Below are 21,299 nucleotides of genomic sequence, written 5' to 3' on the forward strand. Positions count from 1 at the left end.
TTTCACGGCAGCGCGGCCTCACCCTGTGTTTTCGCGTTCTTTCCAGGGGTATCAATGAGTAACGAGGTAAAGGGGGCATCACACGACGCCAAGCGGTTGGCGGTGCTGCAGCCGTTCCGGCGCCCCCTCCCATGGTCGGTCGTCGTCGCACTGACGCTAGTCACCACTCTCGTCGGTGGGTTGCAGTTCTACCTGTCGCAGGTGCGGCATTTGCGGGAGCACGCCGGTGATACGCTGGCAGCAGTGGTCCAGGCGAAATTTCAGCATGTCGCGCACTGGCGTGCCGAGCGGCTGGCCGATGCCGAGCAAGTGGCCGGGAATGCGCCATTCCTCGCGGCCGCTGCCGCCTGGCTGGTCGCAGGCCAGCAGGATGCGGCGTCGACCCAGCGCATGCTGGCCCAGATGCAATCGTGCCGGGAAATGGGCCGCTACCGAAATGTTCTGCTGCTCGACGTGGCCGGCCGTATCCGTTTGTCACTGGTGCCCCACACTGGAGACGAGGCAGGCGGCATCTATGAGCGTGCTCCGCTGCCCGTGGCGGGAGAGGGCCTACAGCCGCTCCTCGGTGACTGGTACCTTTCGCAGGACGAAACGGAACTTCGGGTCGATGTGTCCTTTCCGCTGGTAGTGTACGAAGCGAATGGCGAGCGTCGGTTCGTAGGCGCCCTTGTGACGGTGGCCGAGGCTGGCGATCTCCTGCGGACCGTGCTTGAGTCGCTGTCGCAGGTCAAACCGGAGATCTCTCTGATCGGTCAGAGAGGAAACCGCTTGGTTTCCCTGAACCGTGATTTTCTGGAGCGTGGCGGGGAGCCTTCGCCGCCGCCGAAGCCGCTTGCCGAAGCGGCCCTCAGGGTCGTCTATGGTGAGCGCGGCATGGTCATGCAGGAAGGTGACGCCGGAGCGGACCTATTGTCGCTGGGGGCACCGATTCCAGGATCGGCTTGGTACGTGATGGCAGCCACCTCCGCGACTCAACTCCCTCAGGAAAACCAGTCTTTTCTTCTCGGCGCGTCTTTACTGGGACTGCTCGGCGCTCTCGCGGCCGCGGTGGCGCTGCAGGCGCGCTCGTCCGAGCGCCATCACATGCAGGCCGCTCTCGAGGCGGAGAAGGAACGGGCCGACCTGTCGAGACGCTTCGAATACTTCGTCCGCTATGCCAATGACGCCATTCTTCTCGCCGACCGGGATCACCGCATCGTCGATGTCAATGATCGTGCGCTGGATCTCTATGGGTATTCCCGGGAAGAACTGGCCGGGATGACCCTGGCGGACGTCGTGGCCGGGGATGTGGAAGGTGTCGAACATGGGCGTCTGGACGAAGCGCTCGCCCGGGGTGGAGGCGTCTGGGAGTCGGTGCATACCCGCAAGGACGGGGTTCCGGTCCCCGTGGAATTGAGCGTCCGCTCGATCAGCGTGGAGGGTTCCGATTTCGTCCAGGCGATCGTGCGGGACGTCACCGAGCGCAAGCGTATCGAACTGGCGCTCGCACGGCAGAAGAATCTGTACAGCCTGCTGGCGCAGACCAATCAGATCATCGTCCGCCATACCAGCGAACAGGAGCTGTTCGATTCGGTCTGCCGGATCGCCATAAGGAATGGCGGCTTCCTCTTCGCCTGGATCGGGATGATCGAAAACGAAACCGGCGACCTGGTCCCGGTTGCCCGCTACGGCGACGATACCGGTTACGTAGGGAGGCTGCACCTCTCCAGGGCGGATACCGCGCATCATCACGGCCCTACGCGAATGGCCGTGGCCGCCGGTCACCACGTGATCAGTGACGATTTTCTTGCCGATCCCCTGACACGGCCCTGGCATGAAGCGGGTCTGGCCGCGGGCGTGCGCGCCTCCGGCGCTTTTCCCATCCGTCGGTTCGGAAAGGTGGTGGGTGCGATCAATCTCTACGCCGGAGAACGGGGTTTCTTTTCGGAAGACATCGTCGCCGTGCTCGATACCATGGCGATGGACGTGTCTTTTGCATTGGACATCCTCGCCCGCGACGCTGAGCGGGAAAGGAGCGAAATGCGGCTCCGGGAAAGCGAGGAGCGGTTCCGGCTGGCGGCGAATTCGGCGCCGGTGCTCATCTGGATGGGGGATACCGCGCGCGGCTGCACTTTTTTCAACGACATGTGGTTGAATTTCACCGGGCGTTCACTCGAATACGAATTGGGTGACGGATGGCTGGAGGGTATGCATCCCGAGGACCGTTCCCGCTGGATCTGCGCGTACTCGGCTGCGTTCGATGCCCGGAAGCCATTCGAAATCGAATACCGCCTGCGTCGTCGCGACGGGGAATACCGCACGATACTGGGCAAGGCGACCCCCCGGTTCGACGCCGGCGGCGAATTCATCGGTTATATCGGTTCATGCATCGACATTTCCGACAGGAAAAAAGGCGACGAGCGCCTGCTGTTGGCCGGCAAGGTGTTCGAAGCGGTACGCGAGTCGATCATTGTGACGGATGCGAACCGCGTGATCGTGGCGGTCAATCCCGCCTTCAGCGACATGACGGGCTACAGTCCGGAGGAGGCGGTGGGCAGGACGCCGGCGTTTCTGCAGTCCGGCAGGCATGGCAAAGAATACTATGCGGCGATGTGGAGGGCCGTCGAACAGGAAGGGTCCTGGCAGGGCGAATTCTGGAACCGGCGCAAGAATGGCGAGCTGTTCGCGGTTCTGGAGACGATCGTGGCGGTTCGCGACGAGACCGGCGCCATGGTCAATTACATCGGTGTTGCCGCGGACATTTCCAGCCTCAAGGAGGCGGAAGAGCACATCCACCATCTGGCCTATTATGACCCTCTGTCGGCCTTGCCCAACCGGCGCTACCTGATGGAACGAGCGGAATACGCGCTGGCCTTGGCGGAACGCCGCAAGGAAGAGCTGGCCGTGGTGTTCCTGGACGTCGACCATTTCAAGGACGTCAACGATTCCCTGGGGCATCAGGTAGGTGATGAACTGCTGGTCCGGGTGGCGACCCAGATCAAGGAATTTACCCGCGAGACGGACACGGTCGCCCGCCTCGGGGGGGACGAGTTCGCACTCCTTCTGCCGGATTTGGGCCGTGACGCGGTGTCGCAGGTCGCCGATAAGATACTCGCCGCCCTGCGCAAGCCCTTCGAGCATTCGGGGCAGACCTTTGCAGTGACCGGCTCCATCGGCATCAGCCTTTACCCCCACGACGGAACCGATTTCGAGACGCTGCTCCGCAACGCGGATACCGCGATGTACCACGCGAAACAGCAGGGCCGCAACCAGTTCCGATTCTACGATCCCGGGATGAACGTGGACATCCTGGCACGCCTGACGGTGCTGTCCGAACTCAGAGAAGCCATCCCGGCGGGCGAGCTCCGGACCTTTTTCCAGCCCGAGATCGATCTGGCCAATGGCACGCTGGTCGGGGCCGAAGCTTTGGTACGCTGGCAGCATCCCACGCGGGGCCTGCTGTCACCCGACCAGTTCATTCCCGTGGCCGAGAGCAATGATCTGATCATCGCCATCAGTGACTGGGTGCTTGAGGACACTTGCCGTCATCTCGCCCAATGGAAGAAAGCCGATCAGGCGCCGATTACCGTGGGCGTCAACCTGGCAGCGCGCCATTTTCGCGATCCGCGGCTGGTGCCGCGTGTCGAGTCGTTGCTGTGCCGTTACGGCGTTCCCGGCTCGTCGCTACAGCTTGAACTGACCGAATCCACCCTCCTGGATGCCGATGCCCAGACCATGATCGTGCTGCAGGAACTGATCGCGCTGGGATGCAGCCTCTCGATCGATGATTTCGGCACGGGCTATTCCAGTCTGTCCTATCTCAAGAACCTGCCGATAGCCACGTTGAAGATCGACCAGAGCTTCGTCCGCGACATCGCTTTCGATGCCGACGACAGGACCATTTCCGGTACGGTGGTGGCTTTGGGCCACAGCCTGGGGCTCAAGGTCATCGCGGAAGGGGTCGAAACCGAGGAACAGCGGCGCATCCTGCTGGAACAGGGCTGTGACTTCGGGCAGGGTTACCTGTTCTCCCGCCCGCTGAGCTCCAAGGAGTTCATCAAATGGCGGATGGAGCACGCGCTTGCGCCTGGAGACGGATCCGCGCCACCGCGACTGACACCGCCCCTTCAACGTTCGACGTGAAAACCGGCCGGTGCGGCAGCCGGGACTGGCCGGAGCCGTCAGAACAGTCGTCGGAACCAAGAATCTCCGCCGGTTTCCCCGCCTTCGGCACAGGGTGCCCAGGCCGCTGGTTCCGAGCCTTTGATGAACGGCAATTCATGGGCGTCGGGGCAGCCGTCGTCGGCGCGCAGCCCCGTTTGTCGGTCGACTCGCAGCATGACTATATTCTCCGGCGGGATGAGATCAAGGGGTTCCTTCGCCAGCTTCTGCATGGTGGCGCCCCAGATCTGCAGCGCTCCCCGGGCCCCGGTCAGACCCGCGGGGCGGTTGTCGTCGCGCCCCACCCAGACCACCCCGGTGTAGTCGCCGCTAAAACCCGCGAACCAGCTGTCGCGCATGTCGTTGGTCGTCCCCGTCTTGCCGGCGACATGGAAGTTTTCCGGAAGGTAGGTATAGACAGAACGGCCGGTGCCCTCGCTCATGACCTCCTGGAGGATGGTATTCAGCAGATAGATTGCTCCCGGCTCCACGGCCTGTCGAAGTTCCAGCCCGAACCGCTGCAGAGTCTCGCCGTCGTGCGAGAGCACGGCCTGGATACCCCGCAGCGGTGTGACGAAACCGTCGCTAGCGAGCGTCTGATAAAGAGTGGCGACCTCGATCGGCGACAGGTTGGCCGCGCCCAGCAGCAGCGAGGGATAGGTTTCCACCTCGCGGTTTACGCCCAGTTTTCTGAGCGTCTCGGCGGTGCGTTCGACGCCGACGGCAAGGCCCAGCCGTACCGTCGCCAGGTTGTACGACTGGGCCAGAGCCGTGTGGAGCGGCACCTGTCCGTGTTCCCTGCCATCGTAATTCCTGGGCGTCCACGGTTTGCCGCCGCCGTCGATTTTGATGGTTTCGTCCAGCAGGGGGGTGGCGACGGTATAGCCGCTGGGCTGTTCCAGGGCAGTGAGATACACCACCGGTTTGTAAAGGGAGCCGATCTGACGGGCGGAATCGAGCGCGCGGTTGAAGCCCGACGACTCGACATCGCGGCTGCCCGCGAAGGCTGCGATCTCGCCGTTGGAGCGCCGGGTGAAGATGGCAGCGGCTTCCAACCGTTCTTCCGGCCGGGTGGAGTGGTCGAGCCGTGCCAGGGTCTTGGCGATCGCCGAATCCAGATGCTCCTGGGCGAAGACGTCGAGTGTGGTAAAAATGCGCAGCCCTTCGGAAGTCAGGTCCTCGGGACGGTACTGTTCCTGAAGCTGGCGCCGGATCAAATCGAGAAAGGCCGGATAACGGCTGATGGCCTGGTGTGGGTTCTTGACCACGTCCAGCGGCCGTCGTTTGGCGGCGTCGGCCTCGGCGGAAGTGATGAAACCCTGTTCCGCCATGGCATCCAGCACGCGATCGCGCCTTTCCCGGCTGCGCTCGGGGTGTTTGTGCGGATCGTAATAGGTCGGTCCCCGCACCAAGGCGACCAGCAGCGCCACGTGATGCAGTTCCAGTTCGTTGAGGGCACGGCTGAAATAGTACTGGCTCGCCAGACCGAAACCATGGATGGCGCGGGTGCCATCCTGGCCCAAGTAGATTTCGTTGAGATAAGCCTCGAGAATCGCAGCCTTGCTGTAGCGGGCTTCCAGAATCAGCGCCATGAAGGCCTCGCTGATCTTACGCCCCAGCGTACGTTCGGCACTAAGAAAGAAATTCTTGACCAGTTGCTGAGTCAGCGTGCTGCCGCCCTGGACGAAGCCGCCTGCCTTGATGTTCTGCCAGGCGGCCCGCAGGATGCCCTTGGCGGAGAGGCCGAAATGTTCATAGAAATCACGGTCTTCGACCGCCAGCAGTGCGTCGATCAGCGGCCTGGGCACGTCGTCGAGCTTGACCAGTATCCGGTCTTCCTTCAGCGCGGGGTAAAAGCTGCCGATCTGCACCGGATCCAGCCGTACCAGGGAGGGGTGGTCGTCAGAATCCAGGCTCTCCAGCGCGCGCACGCTACCGCCGGCGAATTCGACGCGGACTTCGCTGGAGGGTTCGGATTTGTCGGGAAACAGAAACTCCCGGGTTCGGAGCCGTATCTCGTTGCCCTTGCGGGTGTAGCTGCCTTGCGAGGTCAGGCCGGGGTCGTTCCGGTATTTGAGCTGATCCAGCATCCACACCAGTTGATCTGCAGCAATCGGTGCTTCGGCATAGAGCTCCACCGGCATTGCGTATACCCGGGCGGGCAAGGCCCAGCGTCGCCCCTCGAATTTTTCGCGGATCACGGCATCCTGATGGGCGAGATAGACGGTCAGGGCGATCGTCGAGGCTAACACCGACAGGTAGAGGAGCTTGCGGATCATGCGCGTAGAGGGGACCGTCAAAAGGGAATCACCGATGAAGGCTTCCTGGCGATGGAGATGCCGCGCTGCGGCCTGCGTGTCAGGCAGTCAGCGCCAGATACGGCTCCAGCAGGCCGATGAGGATGTCGGCATGTGCCGGACTCGCATTCAGGGCTGGAATGTAACGATAGTTTTTTCCGCCGGCGCCGAGGAATTCATTGCGGTTGGCGATGGCGATTTCTTCCAGGGTCTCCAGGCAATCCACGGCGAAACCGGGGCATACCACATCCACATGTCGGATGCCCTGGCTCGGAAGCTCCCGCAGGGTGTCGATGCAATAGGGCCTGAGCCATTCGGCCCGGCCGAAGCGTGACTGATAGGTCAGCAGCCATTCGTCATCGCTCAGTTCGAGCAGGCGGGCGATGCCTTGCGCCGTTGCCTGACACTGGCTGGCATACGGGTCGCCCCTGTCGATGCAGCATTTGGGCAGGCCGTGGAAGGAGAACACCAGGCGCTCGGGACGGCCGTGTTCCTGCCAGAACGAGCGGATGCTGGCGGCGACGGCTTCCAGGTATTTGGGCGAGCGGTGATAGTCGCCGATGAAATGCAGGCTGGGAATGTGGCGCCAGGTTTTCAAGGTGTCACATACCGCATCGAACGCCGAGCCGGTCGTAGCGGCCGAATACTGCGGGTACAGCGGCAGTACCACGATCGTTTCGACTCGGTTCCGGAGTTCCTCCAGCTTCAACCGGACGGAGGGATTACCGTAACGCATGGCAATTTCGACGGCGGCGAACCTGCCGTCGGCGGCCAGCCGGTCGCGCAGGTCTTGCGTGTAGGCCAAAAGCGGCGAACCGCGTTCGGTCCAGATGGTGCGGTAGGCATGGGCCGATTTTCTAGACCGGGTACGGAGCACGACGAGGTTGAGGATGGGCCACCACAGCACGCGGGGAATTTCGACCACACGCGGATCGGACAGGAATTCGCGCAGATAGCGCCGGACGGCCTTCGGCGTCGGCGCTTCCGGTGTGCCGAGGTTGATCAGCAGGACTCCGGTTCGGGCGGCGGTGGGATGCATGGCCCTATTTTCGGCCGATGAGGTCGAGGAATTCCGCCCGCGTGCTACTTTGCTTGCGGAAGAGGCCGAGCATGGACGATGTGGTCATCACCGAATTCTGTTTCTCTACACCGCGCATCATCATGCACAGGTGTTTGGCCTCGACCACGACGGCGACGCCACGCGGGTTGACCGCGGTCTGGATCGCGTCTGCGATCTGTTTGGTGAGGCGTTCCTGTATCTGCAGGCGGCGGGCATACATCTCGACGATCCGGGCGATCTTGGACAGACCGATGACCTTGCCCTGGGGTAGATAGCCGACGTGGCACTTGCCGATGAAGGGCAGCAGATGATGCTCACACAGCGAATACAGCTCGATGTCCTTGACGATCACCATGTCCTCGGAATCCGCCTCGAAAACCGCGTTGTTGAGGACGTGATCGAGCGACTGGTGATAGCCGCTGTTGAGGAACCGAAAGGCGCTCGCCGCCCGCTTGGGCGTGTCGACGAGTCCCTCGCGGGAGACGTCTTCGCCGATTTCCTGAATAAGCTGGCTGAACAGTGTTTCCATCACGCTGTGCATCGGGTTGGCCTCTAGAATCGGGTTAAGTGAACGAGCCCTGCCGGCCCTGGTTTCCGCGAAGGCCGTTCGCGCCGAGTGCATGCGCGGCCTCCAGCAGCAGTGCCTCGCTGGCGCCCCGCCGGGAGGCGCCTTCGCTGATGTGCCGACGCCAGCGTTTCCCCCCTGGCGTTGCATGATAAAGGCCCAGGATATGTCGCGTGAGGGCATGCAGCCGGCTACCTTTGGAGAGTTCGTTCCGGACGTAGGGCATAAAATCTTCGATGACCTCCTCCCGGGTTCGGGGCCTGACGTCGCTGTGCCCGTAGCAACGGCGGTCGGCCTCGGCAAGAAGGTAGGGGTTGTGATAAGCGGCTCGACCTATCATGACGCCATCACACCACGACAGGTGCCGTTCGGCTTCGTCCAGCGTCTGGATACCGCCATTCAGCACGATCGCGAGTTCCGGTAGCTCGGACTTGAGCCGGCGGACCACGTCGTAGCGCAGTGGCGGGGTTTGGCGGTTTTCCTTGGGTGAAAGACCTTGCAGCCACGCTTTGCGGGCGTGGACGATGAAAGTGCGGCAGCCGGCTTCGGCAACGATCGTCACGAAATGAAGCAGGTCTTCGTAAGAGTCGCGGTCGTCGATGCCGATGCGGGTCTTGACGGTGACCGGCACCGAGACGGCCTCGCACATGGCGCGGACACAGTCGGCCACGCGCTCCGGTTCGGCCATCAGGCAGGCGCCGAAGCGGCCGGTCTGGACACGGGGGCTGGGACAGCCAACGTTGAGATTGACTTCGTCGAATCCCCTGAATTCCGCGATTTTTGCGCATTCGGCCAGAGCCTCGGGATCGCTGCCGCCGAGCTGGATCGCCAGCGGGTGCTCCGCCGGATGGAAGCCAAGGAGCCGCTCCCGGTCGCCATGGAGGATGGCGGCGGTCGTCACCATCTCGGTATAGAGCAGGGTATGGCGGGAAATCAGCCGAAGGAAAAAGCGGCAATGCCGATCGGTCCAGTCCATCATCGGTGCCACACTCAGACGGTGCCGGAATGGCCGAACATCGGCCGGTATCGCTACTGCCCCGGCGAGATCGCGGCTCGAGGGCCGGACGTTGAAAGCGCTCAAGGAACAGTCACGATGCGGAATCGTCTTTCGCAGGGCCCGTCAGGAACACATCTTGGCGGGACGGCAGGTATTGTACCGAACGTGTACTCAGCCAGGCTCCCCCCAGCATCAGGGTCCCCGCTCCCAGGGCTCCGGCCCCGAGGTAGAGCAGTTTCTCGAATTCCACCCATTCCCGCACGGTCCTGGCAGCGGCCGGATCCTCGGCCGGTTCCGATGACATCCGGTAGCGCTCGTGTTCACCGGCGGATTTGAGCTGGCCGCCCTGAGTGGCGTAGCTTTGCAGGAACCGGAGTTCATACTTCAGGGCTTCGAGGAGTTCTGCTTCGTCCGCGCCGAAGCGTCCATTCTGAACGCTTCTTTCCAGCGTTCTGAGTTTGTTCTCGACCGAGTCCTTCATCAAACCGGCAACCCTGCCCTGGAGGGAATCGAGTTCGTTCTGATATTGCTGCAGATCCGGGTTCTGTAGGGCGATACGTTCGCCGGGAGACATATTCAGCGCTTTGATCAGGGCTTCTCCTCGCCACAGGATCAACGCCATGATCACGAGCGTGAGCCACAGGAAAAGCATCCCCCCCACGCGCAGCCAGGACGAACCGCGCGGCTCCAGCAGGATGGGCCGGGCGGGCATGCTTCCGCCGAAATCCGGGCGGAGACGGTCCTCGGATGCTTTGCTTCCCTTGTTATCCATGGACGTTTGAGGTGGGATTGCGCGCACTCACAGCGGTTCAGCCGGACCGGAACTGATTTTCAAATATGACAGATCACAGGCGAGCGGTCAATTTCATCGTCACGTGCAAACTGTCCGCCGAGGTCGCATGCTGTAAAGGGCATCGTCCGATGCCCCGGGCGGAAAGACGGGGGACACAGCGCAAACGCCGGGAGCGTGGCTTTTTTTGGGATGCTGCCGTACCAGGACGGCTCGACCCATGAATGGGGAGCTTGATCGTGACCCTGGACGCTGCCCCGCTATCAATCAAAAAGCGGTCATCCATCTGCCACAAGACAGGACCAATCCATTTGTGGCCGACATTTCATCCCCACCGGGCCGTATGCAGTAGCGTCACCATGTCGGCCACTGCTTCTTTCAGGCCGGAGAAAAAGGCGCGGGCGACGATGGCATGGCCGATGTTGAGCTCGACGATCTGCGGTATGCGGCAGATCGCTCCCACATTGGCGTAGGTCAGGCCGTGTCCCGCATTGACCTGCAGCCCCAACGCTTCCGCTACCGACGCGGCATGGCGGAGTTTTTCCAACTCGATGGACCGTTCCTGGTCGTTCCTCGCATCCGCGTAACGGCCGGTGTGCAGTTCGATCACGGGCGCGCCGGCGCGGGCTGCGGCCTCGATCTGAGCGGGCTCCGGGTCGATGAACAGGGACACCTCGATGCCGGCGTCGCCAAGGCGCCGGCACGTCTCGCCGATCCGGTCCAGGTGTCCTGCGACGTCCAGTCCTCCCTCGGTCGTCAGCTCCTCCCGCCGTTCCGGGACGAGGCAGCATGCGTGAGGGTGAATACGGCAGGCGATGGCGACCATTTCGTCCGTGACGGCCATCTCCAGATTGAGCCGGGTCTCGATGTGTTCGCGGAGCAGCTCGATGTCCCGGTCTTGGATATGCCGGCGGTCTTCGCGCAGATGTGCGGTGATCCCGCCTGCTCCTGCCTGCTCGGCAACGAAAGCGGCGTGCAGGACCGAAGGGTAGGGGGTGTGCCGCGCCTGCCGGATGGTCGCCACATGGTCGATATTGACACCGAGTCTGATGGGCTGCTTGACGTTCACGGGGTTTCCAAGGTCTTGCCGGGTTCGAAGATCATGAGTTCCTCATGGTCGTTTTTTTGCTGTGGCCTGGTCGCTCTCTTTCCAGGGTCAATTATACGTAAAACGCCCCCCAGTCGAATATGTCACAATCCGCTTCTGGAAAGATAGGCTTTGTATCCAATCGGTTCATGACATAGTATGGGGTGACGTTAAGGCGGATATCATTAAAGTCGGAAGCAGCCTGCTTGATTGCATAATCGAGAGATTGGCAAATCTTTGCTTCTGTCGAGAGGCTGGGTGCCGACCGTTGATGGGCGCAACCTGAGCAAAGCATTCCACCGGCCGCATTTCAATATGGCGCCATCTATGCGTGGATGGTTTTTCGGCCTCGGCGCCGGTGGTGTATGAAGACCCCATTATCATCGATCGGTTGTTATCGGGCCGCAGTTCTATTGTGTTGCAAGGAAACACATGCGTGTGAATATCCCTCGTTGAACCGGCATGTCCGGTTCTCGCCCAAGCCGTATGACCTGCTGTCAAACACCAGCGATTTTCATGGGTGCTTTCCTACTGGAGTGGAGCGAACGTCTTACTTACCGCAACGACATTTGTCCCGTCCCGGCGCTGGTAACAAACCGAATCCATCATCCTCATCACTAGGAGAATCCCAAGGCCGCCGATGGCGCGTTCCTCGAGCTTGCTGTGGATGTCGGGAGATGGCGCGACCGTGGGGTCGAACTCATTGCCGTCGTCGGTGACGGTGAGCGAGGCGCGACCGCCATTCAGGGTGAGGCAAACGCCGATTTGTCCCTGTTCACCGGCTCCGTATCCGTATTTGATGGCATTGGTCGCCAGTTCTTCCAGCACCAGATTCAACTGGACCGTGACCGGCTCGGGTACGCCCGCGGCCGAGCAGAAGGCTTCCAGCTGCTCCATGACCTCGATCAGAGGCTCTATGCCGGCTTCGATGGTGCGCTCGAATTTGGCGCATTGCACGTCGGCCTCGTTCTGTTCCATGGCGGCTCGATGTGGATTGGGTTGGGGAAAACCGGTGTAGAATGACGCCGCTTTTGAGCGAGCGTCTTTCGACGCGACGGGCCGTGCGCGGACCGCATCCACCTTATCAAGGACAGAAATCGTGCAAGAGTCTGACAGCAAAGGCAAGGATGAATGCGAGGTCGAAGGCATCTGCTGCGATCTCGAACGTTTCATTTCCGGCGTCAAAGGATTCAAGGAACGTTTCTACCGGCGTTACCCGGAACACATGCAGCAGCTCGTCGAGCGGGGGCAGCGGCCGGTCGCGCTCATGATCGCCTGCAGCGATTCGCGGGTCGATCCGGCTTTGCTCATGAACGTGGCGCCGGGCGATCTGTTCGTGGTGCGCAACGTCGCCAATCTCGTTCCGCCTTACCATGGCTCGTCCGCCCCCGATGGTGTAGGCGCAGCGCTGGAATATGCCGTCCGTCATCTCCATGTGCCCCATGTCATCGTCCTCGGTCACGCCCAGTGCGGTGGTATCAAGGCCTTGCTCGACATGGCGACGGGAGCCGAGTTCGAGAGCGACTTCATCGGCGAGTGGGTCTCGATGGCCATGGAAGCCTGCTGGCAGTATGTGCCGGATGCCAGCGGGGAGGGACTCAGACGGGTCTCACTGGAGCGGCTGAAAGACTACTCCTATCTGGTCGAGCGTGCGGCCATTCAAGGTTCGCTGGGGAATCTGCTGACCTATCCCTGGGTCCGGGAGGCCGTGGAGAAAGAGCGGCTTTTCCTGCAGGGCTGGTGGTTCGATCTGGAGTCTGGAGACCTGTGGGTCACCAGCGGCGACAACTCGCAGTTCTTGCCTGTGACCGATTGACCCCATCCCGGATGAAGCGGCCCGAGAACATCGTCTATTGGCTGAACGACAGGCCGCCAGCAGCGATCGCCGCGTTCGTGGGCTTGCAGCAGATGTCGTTTCTGGGGGTTTACCTCGCGATTTCGCCGCTGTTCGTGAGGACCGAAAATATCGGTGACCACGATTCGCAGATTCTGATGGCGACCACACTCCTGGTTTCTGGTGTCGGGGTGATGTTGCAGGCGGTCGGGCGCCTGGGCATCGGTTCCGGATATTTTTGTCCTTTGCAGACCACGTCGGCGTCGTTCGCGACCATGGAACTGGCGCGGCTTGCCGGGGGGCTGGAGCTGGCCTTCGGCATGGTGGGCGTGATGGGGATGGCGCAGATCTTGTTTGGTGAGGTGTTCCGGCGGTTGCGCAGCGTATTCTCGGTCGAACTCGCCGGGGTGGCCGTGACCCTGATCGGCTTGGGCCTCGGCTACAAGGGCGTCACACTGCTCGGTGGCATCGATGCGCCCGGAGGGCTATGGAAGCACGACATCGCCGTCGGATTTCTCGCGCTTGCGGTCATGATCGTCTGCAACGTCTGGTCGTCCGGCAGTCTTCGCTTGTTTTCGGCCTTTGCCGGCTTGGCCGTGGGTCTGGCCGTCAGTGTTCTGGTCGACGGCATTCGGCCCGAAGACGCCGAGAATTACAAGGCGACGCCTTTGCTGGCGCTGCCCCAGTTGCCCACCTTCGGCTGGGCATTCGATCCGAAGCTGGTCGTGCCTTACGTCGTACTGGGTCTGGCTTTTTCCCTGCACGGATTCGGTGCGCTCGCCGCGGCTCAGCGCTTCAACGACTCGGAATGGCGGCATCCTGATATGGCGCAGATTTCCCGTGGCATCCGTGCGGAAGGGGTTTCCAATCTCATAGCCGGGTTGGTGAACGGTCTGCCCCTCACCTCCAGCGGCGGTGCCGTCTCCCTGGCCGCCGCCACCGGCTGTACCAGCCGCCACATCGCCTATTGGCTCGGAGGCATCCTGATTGCCCTGGCGTTCGTACCGAAGGTCACGGTATTGTGGTTCGTGCTGCCCGTACCGGTGATCGGAGCGGCGGCGGTATTCCTGTCATCCTTCACCCTGCTGGCCGGCCTGCAGATGATCGCGTCGCGCATGCTCGACAACCGCAAGATTCTCACCGTCGGCATCGGGCTCTTGCTGGGGGTCAGCCACGAGCCTTTGAAGCACTATTACCGTGAAGAACTGCCGTCCTTCCTTGTGCCGGTGACCCAGTCGAGCGTCGCTCTCGGGGTGGCCGGCGCGACCTTGCTGTCGGGGGTGTTCCGCATCGGCGCGGGTACCCGGCGGCGGCGATCGTTCGTCCTGGGGGAATCGCAGCTCGACGACGTGATCGACTACCTGGACCGGCAGGGACGGGCCTGGGGCGCCCGCGCCGATGTCGTGCGGCGCAGCGAATATGCGATGTGGCAGGCGTTCGAAATCCTCCATGATTATGGTTTCGTGGTGCGGAACGAACGAGGCCAGGGCATCGTCGAGGTCGAGACCCTGGTGGACGAATTCACATTTGCCGTCATTGCCCGTTATCGTGGCGAGGTGATCCCGCTCGCCACTCATGCTCCCAGCCACGATGCGCTGCTGGAGTCCGATACGGGTATCCTGGAAATGGCAGGCTATCTGCTTTATAAGCTCGCGGACCGGGTGCGTTCGCGAGCGCTTTCCCATGGGATGGCGGAGTTACGCTTGACTTTTGTTGAATGATTTTCCGCATTTCGACTCGTTGCCTGGAGCAGACCGATGCTTGATATCACTTGTGAAACCCGCGGCGCGGTGCTGGTCGCGCATCTGAGCGGCCGTATCGACGCCGCCGCGTCCCGTGCTTTCGAGGAGCAGGCGCTGGCCTGGCTGGACGCGGGAACTCGCAACCTGGTGATGGATCTTTCCTCCATCAGTTACATCAGCAGTGCCGGGTTACGGGTCTTTCTGCTGATCGCCAAGAAACTCAAGGAAGCGGAAGGCTCGGTGAAACTCTGCGCCTTGACTCCGGCGGTCAACGACGTTTTCGAGATCAGTGGATTCAGCCGGCTGTTTTCCATCTATCCCACGCTGGATCACGTGATCTGAGCAAGGATGCCAGTGCAGGGCTCCGGGTGTCAGCCATGAAGAAGCTGATCGTTTCGAGCGCGGTGCTCGCGGTCCTGGCCGCTTTGGTAGGCGCATGGGCATTTCGTGAGCACACCCGGCCGCCGATCAGGATCGGTATACTGCATTCGCTGACCGGTGCCATGGCCATCAGCGAGAAATCGGCGGTGGATGCGGAGCTCATGGCGATCGACGAGATCAATGCCGGTGGCGGTCTGCTGGGGCGCCGTGTCGAGGCGGTGGTGGCCGATGGCGCATCGGACTGGGGAACCTTCGCCAGGCAGGCGGGCCGGTTGATCACCGAGGAAAAGGTCAGTGCGATCATTGGCTGCTGGACCTCGGCTTGCCGGAAAAACGTCAAGCCGGTGGTGGAAAAACATGACCATCTGCTGATCTACCCCATGGCCTATGAAGGCCTGGAGATTTCCAAGAACATCATCTACACGGGGCTGGCTCCCAACCAGCAGATCGTTCCTGCCCTGAAGTGGAGCCTGGACAAGCTGGGCCACCGGGTTTTCCTGGTGGGGTCGGATTACGTCTGGCCGCACAGCGTCAATGCCGTCCTGCGGGACTGGATCAAGGGGCTGGACGGCGAAATCGTGGGCGAGGAATACGTTTTCTTCGGCAGCAGCGACGTCGGCAGCGTGGTCGAAAAGATCGTCGCCCTCCGCCCGAGCGTCGTCATCAGTACGATCGCGGGAGAATCGAATCTGGCTTTCTACCGTGTGCTGCGGGAGTCCGGCATCCAGGCGAAAGACGTTCCCGTCGTTTCGCTTTCGGTCGGGGAGGAAGAGCTCCGCGATATCCCGCCGGCGGATGCTGTCGGGCATTATTCCGCCTGGGGTTATTTTCAGGCAGTGGGCCGCGAGGAAAACACCTCGTTCGTCCGCCGCTTCCGGGAGCGTTACGGCCAGGACCGCGTGACGGCGGATTTCCCGGAGACGGCGTATTTCAGCGTGCTGCTTTGGGCCGAGGCGGTGCGGGAGGCGGGGTCGCCCGAGGCCGCCCTGGTGAACGAATACATGCTCGGCCAAAGCATCGATGCCCCCGAGGGGGTGGTGACGATCGATCCGGCCACCCGCCATACCTGGCGGTCGTTCAACATCGGGCGGATTCTCGACAACGGCCAGGTCGAAATCGTCTGGTCGACGGATCATCCCATCCGGCCCGTTCCGTATCCCAGGACCCGCAGCAGACGCGAGTGGGAAAGTTTTCTCAACGAACTCTACCTGGGCTGGAACCACAACTGGGCGAATCCGGTGCCTCCCGTCGCGGCCGCCGGCCGCAAGGACAAACTGCGGTGAAATTTACGGTGTCGTGGCTCGAACAAGGCACCATCGGAGGGCGCATACTCCGCTGGTTCCTGGTCCTGGCGACGGTTCCAGCCATTGTGTTGACCGTGGTCACCAACAACCTTTCCGCTGAGGCACTGCGCGACCGCGTCCAGGGAGAGCTGATGTTCATCGCCCTTTCCAAGGCCGAGGACGTCGAAACCTATGCTTATGAGCGGATACGGGCTGCAGTGGTGCTGCGCAACGACCGTTATCTGGTCTCTTCGATCAACGCCTTGCAGAAGTACCGGCGCGAACCGGGACGCTACGCCAGGGAACTTCAGGCATTCGATGGAGAGATACGTCCCGTGCTGGACTTCATGATCGAAAATCTCGCTTTCAGGAATCTGATCGCCTTCGATCCGCGTGGGGAGGTTCTGTACCAGTCGCATCCGGTCCAGCAGCTCGGGAACAACCTCTTTGAAGGTTTGCTGAAGGAGTCACCGCTGGCCAAAGCAGTGCTGCACGCCACCACCTTGCTCGATGCCGAAATCTCCGATTTCGGCGCCTATCCGGGGGGCGATAAACCGGTGGGATACGTCGTGACGCCACTGTTCGACAGTGGGGGAGAACTCGTCGCCATCATCGCCCTGCAGTTGGATACGGACGAGGTGTTCGCACCGTTCCTGGACTACAGCGGCCTGGGAAACACCGGGCAGACCATCGTGGGCCTCCTCGACCACAACGAGATACGCATCATTTCACCGCTGAGGAACCAGCCCGACGCGGCGCAGAAACTCCGTATCCAGATGGGGGACAGTCAAGGCCAAGGCATCCAGAAAGCCGTCCTCGGAAATCGTGACTTCGGTGAAATCCCAGGGATATTCAAGGAGCCGGTGCTAGCGAGCTGGACCTATCTCCCGTCCTTCCGCTGGGGCCTCTCGGTGCAGATGGACGTGGGCGAAGCCTTGGCCCTGGTGGATACCCAGCGCCTGGTCAACGGCGGGCTGCTGGCGCTGCTGCTGATTCCCACCGCCCTGGCGGCGTCTCTGGTCTCGCGTACCATCTCGCGCCCGGTGGGCGAAGCCATTGCCGCCGCCGAGACGGTCGCCGCCGGCGACCTGACGGCGAACCTCGACAGCGACCGGAACGACGAAACCGGCAAGCTGCTCCGGGCTCTGGGGCGGATGACGTCCTATCTCAATTCGCTGGTCGGACAGGTGCAGAAATCGATCATCGAGCTGGTGTCGACTTCCAATACGCTGACGGCGATGAACCGGGCCCAGGAGGAGGACATATCGGCTTTCGGTGCGACTACGAATCAGATCGCCGCGGCCTCGCGGGAAATTTCGGCGACCTCGGAGGAGCTGTTGCGCACCATGGCGGATGTGACGCGCATGGCCGGGAGTACGGCCGAGATGGCGAACGCCGGACGGAACGAACTGACCGACATGGAACAGGTGATGCATACCCTGGCCGAGTCCACCGGTTCCATCGCCGACAAGCTCAATGCGATCAGCGCGCGTGCGAGCGATATTTCCGCCATGACCACCACTATCAAGCGGGTGGCTGAACAAACCAATCTCCTGTCGCTCAACGCCTCGATCGAGGCCGAGAAAGCCGGAGAGTTCGGCCTGGGATTCTCCGTCGTCGCCCGCGAGATCCGCCGCCTCGCCGATCAGACCGCCGTGGCCACGCTGGACATCGAGACCGTGGTGCGGGAGATGCATGCCGCAGTATCGATCGGGGTCATGGAAATGGACAAGTTTTCGGAGCAGGTCCGGCGGGGGGTCGACGAGACCCGCCGGATCAGTCAACAATTTTCCCGAATCATCGAACAGGTGGGCGAGCTGACGCCCCGCTTCGACGCCGTGCACGAAGGCATGCGCTCGCAGTCGGCCGGCGCGCTCCAGATTCGCGACGCCATGGTGGCCTTGTCGGAGAGTGCGATGCAGTCCGCACGGGCATTGGAAGAAACCAACCGGGCCTCCCAGCGGCTGGAAACGGCGATCGCTGAGCTACGCAAGGAAATCGCCATTTTCCGCTTGTCGTGAGCCGCTGGGGGTAAGGCGATTCCCGGGAACGCGTTTGGAAGCCTGCGACCAATCAGTGTAAACTCTCGCGTTCGATCTTGCGCTGCCAAGGCGCGTTTTTTCACTCCGACGGAAGAGGTTTAGGTTCCCATGTTCAGCAAGGGTATGGAAATTGCCGGATTCGACGACGAACTCTGGGCTGCGATCCAGGAAGAGGAACGCAGGCAAGAGGACCATATCGAGCTGATCGCATCGGAGAACTATGCCAGCCCGCGGGTGCTGCAGGCACAGGGAACCGTGCTGACCAACAAATACGCGGAAGGGTATCCGGGCAAACGCTACTACGGAGGCTGCGAGTACGTCGACATTGTGGAGACACTGGCCATCGAGCGCGCGAAACGACTGTTCGGGGCTGATTATGCCAATGTCCAGCCGCATTCCGGTTCGCAGGCCAATGCCGCCGTGTACATGGCTTTGCTGAAGCCGGGCGATACGGTGCTGGGCATGAGTCTGGCGCACGGTGGACATCTGACCCATGGCGCCAAGGTCAACTTTTCAGGCAAGATTTACAATGCCGTACAATATGGACTCAACCCGGAAACCGGGGAGATCGATTACGACCAGGTCGACGAACTGGCCCGGGAGCACCGTCCAAAGATGATCGTGGCCGGTTTCTCGGCCTACTCCCAGGTGGTCGACTGGCAGCGTTTCCGGGCGATTGCCGACTCGGTCGGTGCTTGGCTCATGGTCGACATGGCCCACGTCGCGGGGCTGATCGCGGCCGGCCTGTACCCCAGCCCGGTGCAGATCGCCGACGTGACCACGACCACAACCCACAAGACGCTTCGTGGCCCGCGCGGTGGCCTGATTCTGGCCAAAGCCAATCCCGAGGTCGAGAAACAGCTCAACTCGCTGGTTTTCCCCGGCATTCAAGGGGGGCCGCTGATGCATGTGATCGCGGCGAAGGCAGTGGCATTAAAGGAGGCCTTGCAGCCGGATTTCAGGCACTACCAGTCAGCGGTGATGGAGAACGCCGACGCCATGGCGAAGACTTTCATCGAGCGCGGCTACCGTATCGTGTCGGGCGGCACCCGGAATCATCTGTTCCTGGTCGATCTGATCCAAAAGGGCCTCACCGGCAAGCTGGCGGAAGAGGTGTTGGGCAGAGCGCATATCACCGTCAACAAAAATGCGGTGCCGAACGATCCGCAGTCGCCCTTCGTGACCAGCGGCATCCGGGTGGGGACCCCCGCGGTGACGACGCGCGGCTTTGGGGTCGAGGAGTGCCGGCTGTTGGCAGGCTGGATGTGCGATATCATGGACTGCCCGGGAGATGAAACGGTCATAGGCCAGGTGCGCGAGGAGGTGACCCATCTGTGCCGGCGTTTCCCGGTCTATGCCAACTGAAAGTGCAGGCCGCTCAGCGGAGTCGCGCCGCTTGTGAGGGGTGAAGTACGCCTGTGCGGTGCCCTTTCTGCGGTGCTCAAGATACCCGAGTCGTGGATTCCCGCCTGTCCCACGAAGGGGACCAGGTGCGCCGCCGCCGTGAGTGCGGCGAGTGCAAGGAACGCTTCACCACCTATGAGGCGGCGGAACTCAACATGCCCAGGGTGGTGAAATCGGATGGCAGCCGGCAGCCGTTCCGCGAGGAGAAGCTGCGGGCGGGCATGCTGCGCGCCCTGGAGAAGCGTCCCGTATCCAGCGACCGGGTAGAAGCCGCCATCACCCGGATCGAGAAGCGTCTTCTTGCGACGGGTGAACGTGAAGTGCAGTCCCGCTTGGTCGGCGAATATGTGATGAACGAGTTGAGCCAGCTCGACGACGTGGCATATGTCCGGTTCGCCTCTGTCTACCGCCGGTTCGAGGACGTCAACCAGTTTCGTGAAGTGATCGACCGCCTGGAGAGCGAACCGGATTCGGAAACCGCCGGCAGACAGGCGGATGCATTCGACGCCTAAAAGAACAGGCGATCCGTGTCTTCATCGATATTCCCTTTGTCTGATGGCGCCGGCTGGTCTCCCGAGGATCACTGCTTCATGGCGCATGCCTTGCGTCTGGCCGAAAAGGGTATGTATACGACCGACCCCAACCCCCGGGTGGGTTCCGTCGTGGTGCAAGGAAACGAAGTGGTCGGCGCGGGCTGGCACCAGCGGGCCGGCGGCCCCCATGCCGAGATCGCGGCGCTGCGGGATGCCCGGGGGCGGGCGGCAGGGGCCACGGTCTATGTGACGCTGGAGCCTTGTTCGCATCATGGCCGCACACCGCCCTGCGCCGATGCCCTGATCGAGGCGGGGGTGCATCGGGTGGTGGCAGCCATGCAGGATCCCAATCCACGGGTGGCCGGGCAAGGTCTCGAACGGTTGCGGCGGGCGGGCATCGAAGTGTCCTGCGGTTTGCTGGCGCGGGAGGCGGAGCGCTTGAATCAGGGCTTCGTCAAGCGGATGCGTTCGGGTTTGCCGTTTGTCCGGAGCAAGCTGGCCATGAGCCTCGACGGGCGTACCGCCCTGGCGTCCGGTGACAGCAAATGGATCACCGGAGATGCGGCTCGGCGCGACGTCCATCGCCTGAGGGCGCGCAGCTCGGTTATCGTGACAGGGATCGGCACCTTGCGAGCCGACGATCCTTTTCTCACCGCCCGGCCGAATGATGCGACCGAGCTGGAGCAGCCGGCACGGGTGATTCTGGACAGCCGTCTGCAGTCACCGCCGAACGCACGGGTTTTCCAGCAGCCCGGACGTACGCTGGTGCTGACCACGGCGAGCGATCCCCGGGCGCGGCAAGCACTGCTCGATGTCGGCGCCGAAGTGCTGGAGGTCGAGCCCGATGGCGCGGGAAGGCCGGACGTGGCAGCCGTCGTGCGGCTGCTGGGACGGCTGGAGTTCAACGAGGTGCTTTTCGAAGCCGGTGCTAGCCTGAACGGAGCGCTGCTGTCGGCCGGCGTGGTCGATGAGTGGGTCGTCTATCTCGCTCCTTGTGTCTTGGGAGACGAAGCGCGTGGGCTGTTCCGTCTGCCCGGTCTGGCCGGGATGGCGGACCGTCCGGAACTGGCGATCGTGGATGCGCGGCGGGTCGGCAGTGACATGCGGCTGATCCTGCGGTCGAGCGGCTGAAACGGGTGGTGAG

General features: G+C 62.2%; 16 protein-coding genes. 9 read left to right on the top strand and 7 right to left on the bottom strand.

From position 1 onward, the window contains the following. Positions 1-54 precede the first annotated feature (54 nt). Positions 55-4,122, top strand: coding sequence for an EAL domain-containing protein (locus ACSHWJ_RS00620; RefSeq protein WP_432539156.1), 4,068 nt, complete (start codon positions 55-57; stop codon positions 4,120-4,122). Between the two features lie 38 nt (positions 4,123-4,160). Here the strand turns inward: ACSHWJ_RS00620 and mrcB are convergent, their stop codons facing one another. The 7 genes from mrcB to ACSHWJ_RS00655 all read right to left on the bottom strand — a co-directional run bounded on the left by mrcB (position 4,161) and on the right by ACSHWJ_RS00655 (position 11,914). Further along, positions 4,161-6,419, bottom strand: coding sequence for a penicillin-binding protein 1B (gene mrcB / locus ACSHWJ_RS00625; protein ID WP_256996459.1), 2,259 nt, complete (start codon positions 6,417-6,419; stop codon positions 4,161-4,163). A 79-nt stretch (positions 6,420-6,498) separates the two neighbouring features. Then, positions 6,499-7,476: a ferrochelatase gene (gene hemH / locus ACSHWJ_RS00630; RefSeq protein WP_010960929.1), complete on the bottom strand. Its 978-nt coding sequence runs from the start codon at positions 7,474-7,476 to the stop codon at positions 6,499-6,501. Positions 7,477-7,480: 4 nt separating this feature from the next. Continuing rightward, positions 7,481-8,038, bottom strand: coding sequence for a GTP cyclohydrolase I FolE (gene folE / locus ACSHWJ_RS00635; protein ID WP_010960928.1), 558 nt, complete (start codon positions 8,036-8,038; stop codon positions 7,481-7,483). 22 nt (positions 8,039-8,060) lie between these two features. Continuing rightward, positions 8,061-9,143, bottom strand: coding sequence for a tRNA dihydrouridine(20/20a) synthase DusA (dusA, locus tag ACSHWJ_RS00640; RefSeq protein ID WP_010960927.1), 1,083 nt, complete (start codon positions 9,141-9,143; stop codon positions 8,061-8,063). A gap of 7 nt (positions 9,144-9,150) precedes the next feature. Beyond that, complete coding sequence (locus ACSHWJ_RS00645; RefSeq protein WP_228370144.1) at positions 9,151-9,771, bottom strand: hypothetical protein; 621 nt, start codon at positions 9,769-9,771, stop codon at positions 9,151-9,153. 403 nt (positions 9,772-10,174) lie between these two features. Next, positions 10,175-10,918, bottom strand: a complete 744-nt coding sequence (gene pdxJ, locus ACSHWJ_RS00650) for a pyridoxine 5'-phosphate synthase (RefSeq protein WP_010960925.1) — start codon at positions 10,916-10,918, stop codon at positions 10,175-10,177. Between the two features lie 546 nt (positions 10,919-11,464). After that, positions 11,465-11,914, bottom strand: a complete 450-nt coding sequence (locus ACSHWJ_RS00655; protein WP_050738191.1) for an ATP-binding protein — start codon at positions 11,912-11,914, stop codon at positions 11,465-11,467. A 121-nt stretch (positions 11,915-12,035) separates the two neighbouring features. Here ACSHWJ_RS00655 and ACSHWJ_RS00660 point away from each other — a divergent pair, with 121 nt between their 5' ends. From ACSHWJ_RS00660 to ribD, 8 genes are all read left to right on the top strand, one after another. Next, positions 12,036-12,752, top strand: a complete 717-nt coding sequence (locus ACSHWJ_RS00660) for a carbonic anhydrase (RefSeq protein WP_010960923.1) — start codon at positions 12,036-12,038, stop codon at positions 12,750-12,752. Positions 12,753-12,763: 11 nt separating this feature from the next. Continuing rightward, a complete protein-coding gene (locus ACSHWJ_RS00665; protein WP_432539157.1) occupies positions 12,764-14,491 on the top strand; it encodes a solute carrier family 23 protein in 1,728 nt (575 codons plus the stop codon). A 36-nt stretch (positions 14,492-14,527) separates the two neighbouring features. After that, entirely contained in the window at positions 14,528-14,854 is a 327-nt protein-coding gene (locus tag ACSHWJ_RS00670) for an STAS domain-containing protein (RefSeq protein WP_218797802.1), read from the top strand. 35 nt (positions 14,855-14,889) lie between these two features. After that, positions 14,890-16,176 (top strand): ABC transporter substrate-binding protein, encoded by a 1,287-nt coding sequence (locus ACSHWJ_RS00675; protein ID WP_432539158.1) that lies wholly within the window; start codon positions 14,890-14,892, stop codon positions 16,174-16,176. Beyond that, positions 16,173-18,197 (top strand): methyl-accepting chemotaxis protein, encoded by a 2,025-nt coding sequence (locus tag ACSHWJ_RS00680; protein ID WP_050738190.1) that lies wholly within the window; start codon positions 16,173-16,175, stop codon positions 18,195-18,197. Before ACSHWJ_RS00675 ends, ACSHWJ_RS00680 begins: the two co-directional genes overlap by 4 nt. A gap of 129 nt (positions 18,198-18,326) precedes the next feature. Then, entirely contained in the window at positions 18,327-19,583 is a 1,257-nt protein-coding gene (gene glyA, locus ACSHWJ_RS00685) for a serine hydroxymethyltransferase (protein ID WP_010960918.1), read from the top strand. A gap of 53 nt (positions 19,584-19,636) precedes the next feature. Beyond that, the gene (gene nrdR / locus ACSHWJ_RS00690; RefSeq protein ID WP_010960917.1) at positions 19,637-20,134 is read left to right on the top strand and encodes a transcriptional regulator NrdR; all 498 of its coding nucleotides are present in this window, start codon (positions 19,637-19,639) and stop codon (positions 20,132-20,134) included. 15 nt (positions 20,135-20,149) lie between these two features. Beyond that, positions 20,150-21,286 (top strand): bifunctional diaminohydroxyphosphoribosylaminopyrimidine deaminase/5-amino-6-(5-phosphoribosylamino)uracil reductase RibD, encoded by a 1,137-nt coding sequence (gene ribD / locus ACSHWJ_RS00695; protein WP_218797800.1) that lies wholly within the window; start codon positions 20,150-20,152, stop codon positions 21,284-21,286. Positions 21,287-21,299 lie beyond the last annotated feature (13 nt).

The sequence above is a fragment of the Methylococcus sp. S1M genome, from assembly GCF_051295855.1.
Lineage (GTDB): Bacteria > Pseudomonadota > Gammaproteobacteria > Methylococcales > Methylococcaceae > Methylococcus > Methylococcus capsulatus.